The organism is Pseudomonas germanica (assembly GCF_019614655.1).
Taxonomy (GTDB): Bacteria; Pseudomonadota; Gammaproteobacteria; order Pseudomonadales; family Pseudomonadaceae; genus Aquipseudomonas; species Aquipseudomonas neuropathica.
Window position 1 is genome coordinate 1,049,866 of the sequence record NZ_CP071586.1, and the last position, 15,135, is coordinate 1,065,000.

Below are 15,135 nucleotides of genomic sequence, written 5' to 3' on the forward strand. Positions count from 1 at the left end.
TCGAACTCCATTTTGTTGTGTGTGGTCAGGGCCAATGCAAATTGCTGACCAACAGGACAACAAACCTTCCGAAACCGCGGTGCGGCCTTCGCGAGCAGGCTCGCCCCACCTTCGAGCGCATTCCCCTGTGGGAGCGAGCCTGCTCGCGAAGAGGCCGGTGAGGCCAATAAAAGGGCACCTGCCAAACTCGCTGCTATTCGCTGGTGCGCTAAGGTGTAACGAAACGTTAGCGCCGCCCTGCAGTCAGTAGCTCATTCGCACTCTTCGGCAAAAGGCCCGCCATGCTCACAATTCTCAAGCAAGAAAGCTTTCTGCTGCTGGCAGTCATCGCCGCGTGCGTTGCCTATCCGCTGGAACACTGGCTGCTGCACAGCGGCCAGATCGTCGCGCTGCTCGGCGGTCTGGTGCTGATCGCTTTCATCGTCGCCGCCTCGATGCGCGTCGCCCATCACGCCGAATTGCTCGCGGAAAAGGTTGGCGACCCTTACGGCACGATGATCCTCACGCTTGCGGCCGTGCTGGTGGAAGTGGTGATTCTCGCGATCATGATGAGCAACGAAGCGTCGCCCACGTTGGTGCGCGACACGATCTATTCTGCCGTGATGCTCGACATCAACGGCATCCTCGGCCTCGCCGCACTGATGGGCGGGATCAAACATGGCGAGCAGTCCTATAACGACGATTCCGCGCGCAGCTACAGCGTGATGATCCTCACCGCCATGGCGGTGTCGATGGTGGTGCCGGAGTTTATTCCCGAGGCCAACTGGAAGATTTATTCGGCGTTCACCATCGGCGCGATGGTGGTGCTTTACGCGCTGTTTCTGCGCATGCAGGTCGGCCCGCACAGTTACTTTTTCAGCTACAGCTATCCGGACAAGCGCCGCAAGAAAGAACCGCAGGACGCGCAGGCGAATGCACCGAGCATCGGCCTGTCGATCGGCATTCTGGTGTTTGGCATTGTGGTGATCGGCGCACTGGCCGAAGTGATGTCGAAGACCCTCGATCTGGGCCTGGAAGGCACGGGCGCGCCGCCGGTGATCACGGCGATTCTGGTGGCGGCGATTTCCGCCGCGCCGGAGATTCTCACCGCGTTGCGTGCGGCACTGGCCAACCGTATGCAGTCGGTGGTGAACATTGCGATGGGCGCGTCATTGTCGACGGTGATTCTGACGGTGCCGGTGATGGAAGCAATGGCCCTGTATACCGGTCAGCCGTTTCAGATGGCGATGACACCGGTACAGACGGTGATGATCTTCATCACGCTGATCGTCAGCGCGATCAACTTGAATGACGGTGAGACCAATGCCATCGAAGGCATGACCCACTTCGTGCTGTTCGCGACCTTCATCATGCTGTCTCTGCTGGGCCTCTAGCGACGGGTGATCGTTCCCACGCTCCGCGTGGGAATGCCGCCATGGACGCTCTGCGTCCGCCGCTGGGACGCGGAGCGTCCCGAGATGCATTTCCACGCAGAGCGTGGGAACGATCATATGGGGAGGGGATCAGGTACCGGCGATCAACTGGCGTGCCGCTTGGCTGTGATCGGCGATCAGGCCTTTCAGATCAAGACCCTCAACCTGGCCATCGACCACGCGCCACTTGCCGCCAATCATCACCCGATCCGCACGATCGGCACCGCACAACAGCAACGCCGAAATCGGGTCATGGCTACCGGAGAAGCGCAGCTCATCGAGCTTGAACAACGCCAGATCCGCCTGCTTGCCCACCGCCAGCTCACCAATGTCGGTGCGCCCCAACAGACTCGCCGAACCTTTGGTCGCCCAGCCCAGCACGCGTTCCGGGGTGATCTTCTCGGCGCCGTAACGCAGACGCTGGATGTACAACGCCTGACGCGCTTCGAGAATCATGTTCGACGCATCGTTGGACGCTGAACCGTCGACGCCCAGACCAAACAGCGCACCCGCGTCAGTCAGATCGATACTTGGGCAAATGCCGGAGGCCAGACGCATGTTCGAACTCGGGCAATGGCAAATACCGGTGCCGGCCTGGCCGAGACGCGCGATTTCGTCCGGGTTGAAGTGGATGCCGTGGGCCAGCCAGGTGCGCGGGCCGAGCCAGCCGACGCTGTCGAGATAATCGACGGTGCGCAGGCCGAAACGCTGCAGGCAGAAATTTTCTTCATCGAGGGTTTCGGCCAAGTGCGTGTGTAGACGCACGTCCAGATTGTTCGCCAGTTCGGCGCTGGCCGACATGATTTCCGGGGTCACCGAGAACGGCGAGCACGGCGCCAGCGCGATCTGGATTTGCGCGCCATCGCCACGTTCGTGGTACTCGTGAATCAGGCGCTGACTGTCGTCGAGAATCACCTGACCCTCCTGCACGGTCTGCTGCGGCGGCAGACCGCCGTCCTTCTCGCCGAGGCTCATCGAACCGCGAGTGAGCATGGCGCGCATGCCCAGTTCACGCACGCTTTCGACTTGCACATCGATGGCGTTTTCCAGACCGTCCGGGAACAGGTAGTGGTGGTCGGCCGCAGTGGTGCAGCCCGACAGCAGCAGTTCGGCCAAAGCGACTTTGGTGGCGAGCGCGAGTTTTTCTGGCGTCAGGCGCGCCCAGACCGGGTACAGGGTTTTCAGCCACGGGAACAACGGCTGATTGACCACCGGCGCCCAGGCGCGAGTCAGGGTTTGATAGAAGTGATGGTGGGTGTTGATCAGGCCCGGCAGGATCACATGTTCACGGGCATCGAACACTGCATTGCACGGCGCCGACGGCAGTTGGCCGGCCGCGAGGACTTCGACGATGACACCGTCTTGCACGACAAGACCGCCACGGGCATCGAGCTCGTTGGAGGTGAAAATGGCGAGGGGATTTTTTAACCAGGTACGGGTCGCGGGCATGTTGCCGGCTCCTCTGAAAATGGGGTTCAGGGTTGCCAGCTCAGTGATGCCCTGTCTGCTGATCCAGGGTCGCCGCGAGGGACGAGGTGCGCAGTTTCAAACAAATCGCTGCATCGGGCAAGCCCAACCCGACCGGACAACATCACCAAAATACACAACCCCTGTAGGAGCAGCCTTCGGCAGCTCCTACAGGGGATCATCAATTACCAGGGAATCGTTTCGCCCTTGTAATTGATGAAGTGATGTCCGCCCTTGCCGGTGTACGCATTCACCTGATCAATCAATCCACGGGTGCTGGTTTCCACATCAAGGTCAGCCCCTTCGCCGCCCATATCGGTCTTCACCCAACCCGGATGCAGCGACAACACGGTCATTTTCTGCTCGCCCAATTGCGTGACAAAACTGTTGGTCATCGAGTTCAGCGCAGCCTTGCTGGCCTTGTACAACGCCAGCTCCGGTGCGTCGGGTACGGTGACGCTGCCCAGTCCGGAACTCATGAACGCCAGCACGCCGCTGCCATCGCGGATTTGCCCGACAAACCGCTGGGCCAGATTGATCGGTGCCACCGCGTTGGTGAAAAATAGCTGACCGACTTCGGCCAGTGTCGCGCCGCCCGGGGTCTGATCTGCCGGGCCTTTGACCCCGGCGTTGACGAACAGCAGGTCAAATGTTTCGCCCTTGAGCTGCTGACTCAGGGCGATCACCGCTTGCTGGTCATCCATGTCGAGCTTCTCGATCCGCACCTTGCCCAGCGCTTGCAGCGCCTCGGCGTTTTGCGGATTGCGCACGGTGGCGGTGACTTGCCAGCCGTCGGCCAGCAGGGTTTTCACCAGACCGAGGCCAAGGCCCCGGGAGGCGCCGATGATCAGTGCGTTTTTTGCAGACATGATGGGCTTCCTTGATGAATGAGGATCATGGATTCAATGGACAGGCCTGACCGAGGCGAAGTTGCAACTCTTGCCGCAGCGTGTCGAGCTCGCGCATTCGGGTTTCGATCAGTTGCAGTTTGTCGCGCAGCAACTGCGCCACGGCGTTGTCCGGGTTGGGGGCGTTCCACAGCGCGGCAACGCTGTCACTGATCTCGCCGAGGGTAAATCCCAGGCGTTGCGCGGTTTTGATATAGAGCACCAGTTGCACCATGTCTGGCGGATAGTCGCGGTAACCGTTGGCACGGCGTTGCGCGGCAATCAGCCCGCGCTGCTCGTAGAAGCGCAGCGTGTCACGGCTGACGGCGCAGGCTTGGGCTAGTTCACCGATGCGCATGCGGGCTCTCAAAAAGGCTATTGACCCTGGAGCATACTCCAGGCTTTACCGTGCTTGCTCCCTGAATTTTGCGGAGCATGGATGATGTGGACTTCAACGCAATATCGCAATGTGGTGCTTGGCAGTGCCTGGTATGACCTGATCGTCACGGTGGCATTTGCCACGCCGTGGAGTTTTGCCGCTTTGCATGGGTTTTTGACCGCGCTGAATTTGCCCGGTGAACTGCCGGCGTTTGCGCCTGTGCACCTGTTGATGGCGAATCTGCTGGGCTCGGTGGTGTGCGTGTGGGCGGTGCTGCGGATTCGTGATCCGCAGGCGCTTTATGGACGGTATGACGCGGTGGGACGGTTTTTGTTTGCCGCTTGGCAAGCATATGCCTTGGCCCATGGCGCCAGTTCGATCCTGATTATTTTTCTGGTCTTCGAACTGGCGTGGGGCATTGCTCAAGTGTTGCCTGTGAGGGCCTCATCGCTGGCAAGCCAGCTCCCACAGTGTCCGAGTAGTGCGCAAAATTTGTGATCAGCACTAAACCTGTGGGAGCTGGCTTGCCAGCGATGGGGCCATTGACATCACTACATTAATGCCCCGCCTGCCAAGGCTGCCCAAGCGAAACCGGCGCATACAATCTTGTGCGTAGCGCATCGCGCGACAACAACACCAACACCACAATCGTCGCCACATACGGCAGCATCGCCAGCAGACTCGACGGAATCGCCAGCCCCAACCCCTGCGCCACCAAGTGCAGGATGCTGGCGAGGCCGAACAAATAAGCCCCGAGCAACAACCGCCACACCCGCCAACTGGCAAATACCACCAGCGCCAGGGCGATCCAGCCACGCCCGGCGGTCATGTTTTCCGCCCACATCGGCGTATACGCCAGCGACAAATAAGCCCCGGCCAACCCGGCCATCGCCCCGCCAAACAGCACCGCCAGCGTACGTACCGTCAACACCGGCAAGCCCATCGCACTGGCCGCATCCGGATTCTCGCCGACCGCTTGAATGATCAACCCGACACGACTTTTGATGATCACCCACGCCACCAGCGCAAACAGCGCGAACGACAGATACACCAGCAAATCCTGAGCAAACAGCATCCGCCCGATCAGCGGAATCTCACTCAGATAAGGAATCGCCAACGGCTCAAAACCGGCCAGTGGTTTACCGACCCAAGCTGCGCCGACAAAGGTCGACAGCCCGACACCAAAAATTGTCAGCGCCAATCCGGTTGCTACCTGATTGGCGTTGAACACCAACGCCACTAGCGCAAACAGCGACGACAACAACATCCCGGCCAGCATCGCCAGCAACACGCCAAGCCACAGGTTGCCGCTGTTGAGTGCGACGATAAAACCGATCACCGCGCCAAACAGCATCATCCCTTCCTGCCCGAGGTTGAGCACGCCGCTCTTCTCGCAGATCAATTCCCCCAGCGCCACCAGCAACAACGGCGTGCCGCAACGCACCATGGCGTAGAAAATATTGCTCAACAGATCGATATCCATCACAGCGCTCCGGCGGTTACGGCGGTGGTCGACGTGCGCTTCACCCAGCGCAGGTTCAGGCGTGGCCGATAGAGAATCAACACGTCACAGGCGAGCAGGAAAAACAGCATCATTCCCTGAAACAACTGGGTGATCGCCTGCGGCATATTCAGGCTCATTTGCGCGCTCTCGCCACCGATGTACAACAGCGCCATCAACAGGCTGGAAAACAGAATTCCGATCGGATTGAGGCGTCCGAGAAACGCCACGGTGATTGCCGCATAGCCGTAACCTGGCGACACCTGCGGCACCAATTGGCCAATCGGCCCGGTGACTTCGCAGACACCTGCGAGCCCGGCCAAGCCGCCGCTGATCAACAGCGCCAGCCAGATCAAACGCTTCTCGCGAAAGCCGACGAACCCCGCCGCGCGCTTGTCCAGCCCAAGCACTTTGATCTGGAACCCGACAAAACTTTTCTGCAACAACACCCACACCGCGACCAGTGCGAGCAGGGCGAAATACACCCCGGCGTGCACGCGGCCATCCTCCATCAACAGCGGCAAACGGCTGGCGTCACCGAACATCGCCGACTCGGGAAAGTTGAACCCGGCGGGATCCTTCAGCGGCCCGTGCACGCAGAACAGCAGCAGATTCAGCGCGATGTAATTGAGCATGATGCTGGTGAGAATTTCGTTGGCGTTGAAGCGCGTGCGCAACCACGCCGTCAGCCCGGCCCACGCCGCGCCGGCGAGGGTGCCGGTGAGCAGAATCAACACCAGCGCCCAACTGCTTTGCATATCGATGATGTTCACCGCCAAAGCGCTGCCGGCGAGAGCGCCGAGGAGCAATTGACCTTCGGCGCCGATGTTCCAGATCCGCGCCTGATACGCCACCGCCAGGCCCAGTGCGCAGAGCAGAATCGGCAGCGCCTTGACCAATAATTCGGAGACGCCATACAAATCGCTGACCGGCGCGATCAGTAGCGTGTGCAAGGTTTGCAGCGGGTCGTGGCCGAGGGCGATAAACAGCAGCGAGCCGCAACCGAGCGTCAGCGCCGCCGCCAATAACGGCGAGCACCACAGCATCAGGCGCGATTGCTGGCCACGGGGTTCGAGGGAAAGCAGCATGTGGAAAACTCCGTTAAACCGTGGCGGCTGAAGGGGCGTGGTCGAACTGGCCGGCCATCCAGCCGCCAACTTCGCTGAGTTGTGTCTTGCTGGTGTCTTGCAGTGCCGACAAACGTCCACCGCACAGCGCGCCGAGGCGGTCGCTGATCTGGAACAATTCGTCGAGGTCTTCGGAGATCACCAGAATCGCCGCGCCGGCATCGCGCAGCGCGATCAGCGCACGGTGAATGGTCGCGGCCGCGCCGACGTCGACGCCCCAGGTTGGGTGCGCAGCGATCAGCAGTTTCGGTTGCTGAAGAATTTCCCGACCGAGGATGAATTTCTGCAGGTTGCCGCCGGACAAGCTGCGCGCGGCGGTTTGCGTGTCCGGAGTTTTTACGCCGAAGCGTTGAATGATCTGTTGGGCGAGGGCTTCGACTTTACCGCGCTGGATTAGCCCGTTGCTGACCAAGCCTTGCTGGAAAGCCGTCAGCAGGGCGTTGTCCGCCAGACTCAATTCCGGCACCGCGCCGTGCCCGAGGCGTTCGGCGGGGACGAAAGCCAGACCCAGTTTGCGACGGGCATCCGGGCGCAAATCGGCGACGTTCTGCTCAGCGAATCGAATGGTTGCCGCTTCTACCCGAGGCAAGGTGTGTTCGCCACTGAGCAGGGCGAGCAATTCATCCTGACCGTTGCCCGCGACCCCGGCGATGCCGACGATTTCACCGCTGCGCACTTGCACATCAATGTCAGTCAGCGAGCAGCCGAACGGATCCGGGTTGTGCCAACTCAAGCCCTTCACCTGCAAAAACGTCGCGCCGCCGCTGACCTTCGGATAGTCGCCAATCAACGCCGCCGCTTCGCCGACCATCATCTGCGCCAATTGCTGATCCGAGCACTCCGCTGGCAGACAATGCCCGGCCACGCGCCCACCGCGCAGAACAGTCGCGCTGTGGCACAACGCGCGCACTTCAGCGAGTTTGTGGCTGATAAACAGAATGCTACAGCCTTCGGCGGCGAGGCGGCGCAGGGTGATGAACAATTCGCCGGCCTCTTGCGGCGTCAGCACTGAGGTTGGCTCATCGAGAATCAGCAGGCGAATGTCCTGCATCAGGCAACGAATGATCTCCACCCGTTGCCGCTCGCCGATCGACAGGCTGTGGACAAGTCGCTCCGGCTCCAGCGCCATGCCATAACGGCGCGACACTTCACGAATCTTCGGTTCCAGTTGTTTCGGCGTGCCGGCTGCTGCGCCCATCGCCAAAGCAATGTTTTGCGCCACGCTGAGGGTTTCGAATAGTGAGAAATGCTGGAACACCATGCCGATACCCAACTGCCGCGCCTGGGCCGGGTTGCGGATATTCACCGGCTGACCTTGCCAAAGCATCTCGCCGGCATCGGCTTGGGTGACGCCGTAGATAATCTTCATCAACGTACTTTTGCCCGCACCGTTTTCACCGAGCAGGGCGTGAATTTCACCGGGCGTGATGCTCAGGTCGATGGCATCGTTGGCCAGACAACCGGGGTAGCGTTTGCTGATGTGGCGCAGTTGCAGGCGCGGGGTGTTGGAAGCAATTGGCATGACAGGCTCGACTTGCTTGGAGTTGTGCCTGTGGATAAAGCAATTTCCTGGCCATTGAGTCAGGAACGCGAGCGGGCCGCGTGTGGCAGCACTCGGTATAGAGCATTGAAGGCCGAATCACGTACGACGATGGCACCAATTCAGAGCAAAGCCGTTGCTCGGGCGCCAGTTTTGCCCGTCGCGATATGATCAAAAAACGAGCAATCCCTTGGGGGCTAGATGGATCCAGCGACTGCGCCAGCCATGAACGGGTTATCCACAGCTTGTTCCACAGTTATTGTGCGCAAGCTGCAAACCCGGGCATAAGCACTGCGGTGCTTTCTTCTAATGGTGATAAACCGCGCTAACTGACTGTTTCTGTTTGAAAATTTCGTTTCGTCGGGAGAATTGAACGAAAAGTGAACAAACCGCGCAAAGCCACGTGACAGAAGGGTTACAGCGGAATGTACTCAGGTTATCCACAGTCGGGTGCACAGCCGATGTGGGCAACTCTGTGGAATAAGGAAATTCGGGATCGCCCCAAAAGATCGCAGCTTTCGGCAGCTCCTACATTTGAAATGCGTTCCCCTGTAGGAGCTGCGGAACGCTCGGGCCGCGATCGGACGATCTTTTGATCTTTTATCGTTGAAGCAAAATCCGCCCACGACTCAAATCGGCTAGTTGAGTTTGCAAGATATCGATTTGCGCTTCGCCCACCGCCAACTTCAACTCAACGCCATTGGCGGTAAAGTTCTCCTCCACCACCAACCCACCCAGATCGGCAACGCGCAACTTCACCAACGCCAACTCGGCAAACCCGCAAGCGCAACTCAACGGCACCCGACTGATCAACTCAACCTTCGCCGCCGTTTGCAGGCACTTGTTCGCGCCACCGCCATAAGCCCGGGCCAACCCACCAGTCCCAAGTTGAATGCCGCCGTACCAACGAATCACCAGCACCGCGACCTGATCGCAATCCTGCGCCTCAATTGCCGCGAGAATCGGCCGACCCGCCGTGCCGCCCGGCTCGCCGTCGTCATTGCTGCGATATTGATCGCCGAGCTTCCACGCCCAGCAATTGTGCGAGGCATTCAAGTCGCTGTGTTGCTCGAAGAACGCCTGCGCCTCGGCAGGGCTGCCGATCGACGTGGCGAAGGTGATAAAGCGGCTTTTGCGAATCTCTTCGCGGTACTCGCAAAAACCGCTGAGGGTGAAAGGCATAAACGTCTTATAGAGGAGGAGTGAGGCCGCAGCCTTTGAGAATGATGCGGATCAGGTTGTTGCCGGCGTCTTCCATGTCTTGCTTGGTCAGCTTGCTGCGACCGCTGACGCGGCAGATCTGCGTCGCAAAGTCGGCATAGTGCTGGGTGCTGCCCCACAACAGGAAGATCAGGTGCACCGGATCGACCGCGTCCATTTTGCCCGCATCGATCCACGCCTGAAACACCGCCGCACGGCCAGTGAACCAGGCGCGGTAATCCTGATTGAAATATTCGGTCAGGCATTCACCACCGCTGATCACTTCCATCGCAAAGATTCGCGAGGCCTGCGGCTGACGGCGGGAGAACTCCATCTTGGCGCGGATGTAGCGGGTCAGCGCTTCGGCCGGATCGTCTTCGGCCGTGAGGGTATTGAAGGTGCTGTCCCACAGCTCGATGATGTTGCTCAGCACCGCCACGTACAAACCGAGTTTGTTGGTGAAGTAGTAATGCAGGTTCGCCTTGGGCAACCCGGCATTCTGCGCGATGGTGTTCATGCTGGTGCCTTTGTACCCGTGACGGGCGAACTCGTCTTCGGCGGCTTTGAGAATGGTCTCTTCGTTTTTCTGACGAATGCGGCTGGCGGGTTTGCCGCCATGGGCAGGGACTTCAAAGGTCATAGGCACTTCCGGGTTTGTCTGTGGGTGCAACCAGTTGCGTTGATAGCGCACCCACAGGCATCCGACAAGTGTTTGAGCGATAAAACCGTTACGCCTGTTCGATCTTGTTCAGCGGCGCGTGCACTTCAGCGGGCTCGGTTTTTGACTCCGGCAGCAACAGGCACAGGATGATGGCGGTCAGGCCGCCGCTGGTGATCGCCGAATCAAACAGGTTCTGCACCAGTTTTGGCAGCAGGTGCAGCAGGTTCGGTTGCGCGGCAATGCCCAGGCCGACGCCGAACGATGTGGCGATGATCAACATGCTGCGTCGATCCAGCGGCGACTGCGCGAGGATGCGCACGCCGGCAGCCGCCACCGCGCCGAACATCACCAGGGTCGCGCCGCCGAGCACCGGTTTCGGAATCTGTTGCAGCACCGCGCCGATCATCGGGAACAAGCCGAGGCAAAACAGAATCGCGCCGATGTACAGCCCGACGTAGCGGCTGGCGACGCCGGTCAACTGAATCACGCCGTTGTTCTGCGCGAACGTAGTATTGGGAAAAGCGCTGAAGGTCGCGGCGATCATGCAGCTGACGCCATCGCCGAGTACGCCACCGCGCAGGCGGCTTATATAAGAAGGGCCGCTGATCGGCTGACGGGCGAGCATGCAGTTGGCAGTGAGGTCGCCGACGGTTTCGATGGTGCTGATCAGATAAATCAGCGCGACCGGCAGGAACGCTGTCCAGTCAAAGCTGAATCCAAACCTGAACGGCGTAGGAAAACTCACCAGCGGCAAATCAGGCAACGGTTGCGGCAGCAGTTTTCCACTGAACCAAGCGGCCAGGCTACCGAGCAACAGTCCGATGATGATCGCCGACAGCCGCACCCATGGCGTATTCGAGCGGTTAAGCAGAATGATCGTCAGCAACACAAACACGCCCAGCGCCAGATTGCCCGGCGCACCGAAGTCCGGCGCGTTGAAGCCACCGCCCAGATCGGTAATGCCGACCTTGATCAGGCTGATACCGATCAGGGTGATGACGATCCCGGTCACCAGCGGCGTAACGACTCGACGCAATTGACCGATGAAGCGGCTGAGCACGATCTGCACGATTGCGCCGAAAAAGCACACACCGAAAATCATCGCCAGAATGTCTTCCGGGCTGCCGCCGCGCTGCTTGACCAGAAAACCAGCGGAGAGCACCGCACCGAGAAAGGCGAAACTGGTGCCTTGCAGACAGATCATTCCCGCGCCGATCCCGAATGGTCGCCGCGCCTGAATAAACGTGCCGACGCCCGAGACCATCAAGGCCATGCTGATCAGATAAGGCAAATGCGCAGTCAGCCCGAGGGCCGAGCCGATCACTAATGGTGGGGTGATGATGCCAACGAAACTGGCGAGCACGTGCTGCAGCGCGGCAAGAATTGCAGCAGCGGGTTTGGGGCGGTCGTTGAGGCCGTAGATCAGGTCGCTGGACGGTGCGGAATCTGGCTGCATGGCTTAAGGCTTCTTGTTGAAGGATCGGGGTTGATCCTGCACTGCAAAAAGCTGTCCACTTGCTCAGCTTTATCGGCGAATAACCCCAAAATGTAGGAGCTGCCGAAGGCTGCGATCTTTTGAACTTGCTTTCAACGTGTCGCCGCCAGACTCTCCAAAAAGCTTTCCAGCACCAAATGAGGGCGCCGCCCCTTACGCGTGACCGATGCCAGGCTCAGGTCGTAGAAGCGCGTTTGCGATTTCAGCGCACGCAAGCGCCCCTGCTGCACCCAGAGACTGGCGTAGTGATCCGGCAGATAGCCGATGTAGCGTCCGGTCAGGATCAGAAACGCCATGCCTTCACGGTCCGAAGCGCTGGCCGTGCAATTGAGCGCCTGGTAATGCGCCTGAATATCCGCCGGCAAACGAAAAGTCGGCGCAATCGCGTCCTGACTATTCAGGCGTTCGTCATCGAGTTGCTTGTCGTCGACATAAAACAGCGGGTGACCAACAGCGCAATAAAGCAGCGAACGCTCGCTGTACAACGGCTGATATTCCAGACCCGACAACGCACTGGCCTGCGGTACCACGCCGACATGCAGACGCCCATCGAGCACGCCTTGCTCGACTTCATTGGGCGCAATCATGCGGATCTGGATCTGCACATCCGGCCCGCGTTCCTTTAACTGAGCGAGGGCGTGGGTGATGCGCATGTGGGGCAGGGTGACGAGGTTGTCGGTCAGGCCAATGATCAACTCACCCCGCAGATGCTGGTGCAGGCCGTTGACTTCGGTGCGAAAGCTTTCCAGCGCACTTAACAGTTGCAGTGCCGACTGATACACCTCGCGACCTTCCTCGGTCAGCGAAAACCCGGCTCGACCACGCTGGCACAGACGCAAACCGAGGCGCTGCTCCAGATCGCTCATCTGTTGGCTGATCGCCGAGCGACCGATGCCGAGCACGGTTTCCGCTGCCGAGAAGCCGCCGCACTCCACCACACTGCGAAAAATCCGCAGCAAGCGGATATCAAAGTCACTGACCTGGGCCAGCGGATCGGGGCGACGGCTGCTCATCTTATTGTTCTCATTGTTTAGCAAAGTTCTAACTGAAGGTTAGAAGAGTTGAATTTCACCGACTTTATCCCCGTGGCAATTTAGCTGCAACAACGCTTTTTATCTCCCTGACGCTTATGCCCTGCGAGGTTTTGCCCGATGAACATGCCTGAAAACGCGCCGTCGCCACTGGCCAGCCAACTGAAGCTGGACGCGCACTGGATGCCGTACACCGCCAACCGCAACTTCCAGCGCGACCCGCGACTGATCGTTGGTGCTGAAGGCAGTTGGCTGATCGACGACAAAGGCCGCCGGGTATACGACTCTTTGTCCGGGCTGTGGACTTGCGGCGCCGGCCACACCCGCAAGGAAATTCAGGAAGCGGTTTCCAAACAGTTGGGCACCCTCGATTACTCGCCGGGCTTCCAGTACGGCCACCCGCTGTCGTTCCAATTGGCCGAGAAGATCACCGAGCTGACCCCGGGCAACCTCAACCACGTGTTCTTCACCGACTCCGGTTCCGAGTGCGCTGACACTGCGGTGAAAATGGTCCGTGCCTACTGGCGCCTGAAAGGTCAGGCCACAAAAACCAAAATGATCGGCCGTGCCCGCGGCTACCACGGTGTGAACATCGCCGGCACCAGCCTTGGCGGCGTCAACGGCAACCGTAAGCTGTTCGGTCAGGCGATGATGGATGTCGATCACCTGCCGCACACGCTGCTGGCGAGCAATGCCTTCTCCCGTGGCATGCCGGAGCAGGGCGGTATCGCCTTGGCCGATGAACTGCTGAAACTGATTGAGCTGCACGATGCTTCGAATATCGCCGCGGTATTCGTAGAGCCTATGGCCGGTTCCGCTGGTGTACTGGTTCCGCCAAAGGGTTACCTGAAACGTCTGCGCGAAATCTGCGATCAGCACAGCATCCTGTTGGTGTTCGACGAAGTGATCACCGGTTTCGGCCGCACCGGCAATATGTTCGGCGCCGACACCTTTGGCGTGACCCCGGATCTGATGTGCATCGCCAAGCAAGTCACCAACGGCGCGATCCCGATGGGCGCGGTGATTGCCAGCTCCGAGATCTACCAGACCTTCATGAACCAGCCGACCCCGGAATACGCCGTGGAATTTCCACACGGCTACACCTACTCGGCACACCCGGTGGCTTGTGCCGCTGGCCTGGCGGCTCTCGACCTGCTGCAAAAGGAAAACCTGGTACAGAGCGTTGCAGAAGTCGCACCGCATTTTGAAAACGCGCTGCACGGGCTGAAAGGTTCGAAGAACGTTATCGACATCCGTAACTTCGGTCTGGCCGGTGCGATCCAGATTGCCCCGCGTGACGGTGACGCCATCGTGCGTCCGTTCGAAGCCGGCATGGCCCTGTGGAAAGCCGGGTTCTACGTACGCTTCGGCGGCGACACCTTGCAGTTCGGCCCAACCTTCAACAGCAAGCCGCAAGACCTCGATCGGCTGTTCGACGCGGTCGGCGAAGTGCTGAACAAGCTCGACTGATTTTTCCTTCTATATATACCGACAAAAACGGGCGCTCCATGGTGGGTGCCCGTGGACAAGAATTCAGGAGTTTTCGATGAGCGTTATCCCGCATTTGATCAATGGCGAACTGGTGACCGAGAACGGTCGCGTGGTTGATGTGTTCAATCCGTCCACTGGTCAGGCTATCCATAAGCTGCCACTGGCCAGCCAGGCCACCATCCAGAAAGCCATCGATGCCGCCAAGGCTGCGTTCCCGGCCTGGCGCAACACGCCACCGGCCAAACGCGCCCAAGTGATGTTCCGCTTCAAGCAACTGCTGGAGCAGAACGAAGCACGCATCTCGCAATTGATCAGCGAAGAACACGGCAAGACCCTGGAAGACGCCGCCGGTGAACTGAAGCGTGGTATCGAGAACGTCGAGTTCGCTTGCGCTGCCCCGGAAATCCTCAAGGGCGAGTACAGCCGCAACGTCGGCCCGAACATCGACGCATGGTCGGACTTCCAGCCGCTGGGCATTGTTGCCGGTATCACCCCGTTTAACTTCCCGGCCATGGTGCCGCTGTGGATGTATCCACTGGCGATCGTCTGCGGCAACTGCTTCATCCTCAAACCGTCCGAGCGTGATCCAAGCTCGACACTGCTGATCGCTCAGTTGTTGCTGGAAGCCGGTCTGCCGAAAGGCGTGATGAGCGTGGTGCACGGTGACAAGACGGCGGTGGACGCGTTGATCGAAGCGCCGGAAGTCAAAGCGCTGAGCTTCGTTGGTTCGACGCCGATTGCCGAGTACATCTATGCCGAAGGTACCAAGCGCGGCAAGCGCGTCCAGGCACTGGGCGGCGCGAAGAACCATGCCGTGCTGATGCCGGATGCCGATCTGGACAACGCGGTCAGCGCACTGATGGGCGCGGCTTATGGTTCGTGCGGTGAGCGCTGCATGGCGATTTCGGTGGCCGTGTGCGTGGGTGACCAGGTAGCGGATGCAC

14 protein-coding genes (1 of these 14 only partly in view) are annotated in these 15,135 nt (G+C 59.7%); 4 read left to right on the forward strand and 10 right to left on the reverse strand.

The features are described from left to right. The first annotated feature begins 281 nt into the window (after window positions 1–281). Window positions 282–1,373 carry a calcium:cation antiporter gene (locus J0G10_RS04495; protein ID WP_095047398.1) on the forward strand — a complete coding sequence of 364 codons (1,092 nt, stop codon included), beginning with the start codon at window positions 282–284 and terminating at the stop codon, window positions 1,371–1,373. Between the two features lie 129 nt (window positions 1,374–1,502). On the opposite strand, the gene J0G10_RS04500 is transcribed toward J0G10_RS04495, so the two are convergent. From J0G10_RS04500 to J0G10_RS04510, 3 genes are all read right to left on the reverse strand, one after another. Continuing rightward, the gene (locus J0G10_RS04500) at window positions 1,503–2,861 is read right to left on the reverse strand and encodes an 8-oxoguanine deaminase (RefSeq protein ID WP_220557588.1); all 1,359 of its coding nucleotides are present in this window, start codon (window positions 2,859–2,861) and stop codon (window positions 1,503–1,505) included. 203 nt (window positions 2,862–3,064) lie between these two features. Continuing rightward, window positions 3,065–3,751 carry an SDR family oxidoreductase gene (locus J0G10_RS04505; protein ID WP_086935984.1) on the reverse strand — a complete coding sequence of 229 codons (687 nt, stop codon included), beginning with the start codon at window positions 3,749–3,751 and terminating at the stop codon, window positions 3,065–3,067. Between the two features lie 22 nt (window positions 3,752–3,773). Beyond that, window positions 3,774–4,124, reverse strand: a complete 351-nt coding sequence (locus J0G10_RS04510; RefSeq protein WP_093430322.1) for a MerR family transcriptional regulator — start codon at window positions 4,122–4,124, stop codon at window positions 3,774–3,776. A gap of 84 nt (window positions 4,125–4,208) precedes the next feature. On the opposite strand from J0G10_RS04510, the gene J0G10_RS04515 reads away from it, so the two are divergent. Further along, window positions 4,209–4,643, forward strand: a complete 435-nt coding sequence (locus tag J0G10_RS04515; RefSeq protein WP_095047417.1) for a hypothetical protein — start codon at window positions 4,209–4,211, stop codon at window positions 4,641–4,643. A 58-nt stretch (window positions 4,644–4,701) separates the two neighbouring features. On the opposite strand, the gene J0G10_RS04520 is transcribed toward J0G10_RS04515, so the two are convergent. The 7 genes from J0G10_RS04520 to J0G10_RS04550 form a co-directional block, all read right to left on the reverse strand. Beyond that, window positions 4,702–5,628 carry an ABC transporter permease gene (locus J0G10_RS04520; RefSeq protein WP_064118442.1) on the reverse strand — a complete coding sequence of 309 codons (927 nt, stop codon included), beginning with the start codon at window positions 5,626–5,628 and terminating at the stop codon, window positions 4,702–4,704. Further along, a complete protein-coding gene (locus J0G10_RS04525; RefSeq protein WP_095047400.1) occupies window positions 5,628–6,734 on the reverse strand; it encodes an ABC transporter permease in 1,107 nt (368 codons plus the stop codon). Before J0G10_RS04525 ends, J0G10_RS04520 begins: the two co-directional genes overlap by 1 nt. 13 nt (window positions 6,735–6,747) lie before the next feature. Further along, window positions 6,748–8,295: an ABC transporter ATP-binding protein gene (locus tag J0G10_RS04530; protein WP_095126085.1), complete on the reverse strand. Its 1,548-nt coding sequence runs from the start codon at window positions 8,293–8,295 to the stop codon at window positions 6,748–6,750. Between the two features lie 618 nt (window positions 8,296–8,913). Beyond that, window positions 8,914–9,495, reverse strand: a complete 582-nt coding sequence (locus J0G10_RS04535; protein WP_220557590.1) for an IMPACT family protein — start codon at window positions 9,493–9,495, stop codon at window positions 8,914–8,916. A gap of 7 nt (window positions 9,496–9,502) precedes the next feature. Then, the gene (locus tag J0G10_RS04540; RefSeq protein WP_064387743.1) at window positions 9,503–10,153 is read right to left on the reverse strand and encodes a TetR/AcrR family transcriptional regulator; all 651 of its coding nucleotides are present in this window, start codon (window positions 10,151–10,153) and stop codon (window positions 9,503–9,505) included. 88 nt (window positions 10,154–10,241) lie between these two features. Further along, window positions 10,242–11,630: a uracil-xanthine permease family protein gene (locus J0G10_RS04545; RefSeq protein ID WP_220557592.1), complete on the reverse strand. Its 1,389-nt coding sequence runs from the start codon at window positions 11,628–11,630 to the stop codon at window positions 10,242–10,244. A gap of 131 nt (window positions 11,631–11,761) precedes the next feature. Continuing rightward, window positions 11,762–12,682 carry a LysR family transcriptional regulator gene (locus tag J0G10_RS04550; RefSeq protein ID WP_064387741.1) on the reverse strand — a complete coding sequence of 307 codons (921 nt, stop codon included), beginning with the start codon at window positions 12,680–12,682 and terminating at the stop codon, window positions 11,762–11,764. Window positions 12,683–12,820: 138 nt separating this feature from the next. Here J0G10_RS04550 and aptA point away from each other — a divergent pair, with 138 nt between their 5' ends. After that, a complete protein-coding gene (gene aptA / locus J0G10_RS04555; protein WP_220557594.1) occupies window positions 12,821–14,170 on the forward strand; it encodes an omega-aminotransferase AptA in 1,350 nt (449 codons plus the stop codon). A gap of 76 nt (window positions 14,171–14,246) precedes the next feature. Then, window positions 14,247–15,135: the 5' portion of a CoA-acylating methylmalonate-semialdehyde dehydrogenase gene (locus J0G10_RS04560; RefSeq protein WP_220557595.1), read on the forward strand. 605 nt of this gene lie beyond the right edge of the window; 889 of the gene's 1,494 nt are visible here — the first part of the coding sequence; its start codon is at window positions 14,247–14,249; its stop codon lies off the right edge, out of view.

Coding starts and splice junctions, on each gene's coding strand:
- J0G10_RS04495 (WP_095047398.1), top strand. CDS start 282: ATGCTCACAATTCTCAAGCAAGAAAGCTTTCTGCTGCTGGCAGTCATC.
- aptA (WP_220557594.1), top strand. CDS start 12,821: ATGAACATGCCTGAAAACGCGCCGTCGCCACTGGCCAGCCAACTGAAG.
- J0G10_RS04515 (WP_095047417.1), top strand. CDS start 4,209: ATGTGGACTTCAACGCAATATCGCAATGTGGTGCTTGGCAGTGCCTGG.
- J0G10_RS04535 (WP_220557590.1), bottom strand. CDS start 9,495: ATGCCTTTCACCCTCAGCGGTTTTTGCGAGTACCGCGAAGAGATTCGC.
- J0G10_RS04520 (WP_064118442.1), bottom strand. CDS start 5,628: ATGGATATCGATCTGTTGAGCAATATTTTCTACGCCATGGTGCGTTGC.
- J0G10_RS04530 (WP_095126085.1), bottom strand. CDS start 8,295: ATGCCAATTGCTTCCAACACCCCGCGCCTGCAACTGCGCCACATCAGC.
- J0G10_RS04525 (WP_095047400.1), bottom strand. CDS start 6,734: ATGCTGCTTTCCCTCGAACCCCGTGGCCAGCAATCGCGCCTGATGCTG.
- J0G10_RS04510 (WP_093430322.1), bottom strand. CDS start 4,124: ATGCGCATCGGTGAACTAGCCCAAGCCTGCGCCGTCAGCCGTGACACG.
- J0G10_RS04545 (WP_220557592.1), bottom strand. CDS start 11,630: ATGCAGCCAGATTCCGCACCGTCCAGCGACCTGATCTACGGCCTCAAC.
- J0G10_RS04540 (WP_064387743.1), bottom strand. CDS start 10,153: ATGACCTTTGAAGTCCCTGCCCATGGCGGCAAACCCGCCAGCCGCATT.
- J0G10_RS04500 (WP_220557588.1), bottom strand. CDS start 2,861: ATGCCCGCGACCCGTACCTGGTTAAAAAATCCCCTCGCCATTTTCACC.
- J0G10_RS04550 (WP_064387741.1), bottom strand. CDS start 12,682: ATGAGCAGCCGTCGCCCCGATCCGCTGGCCCAGGTCAGTGACTTTGAT.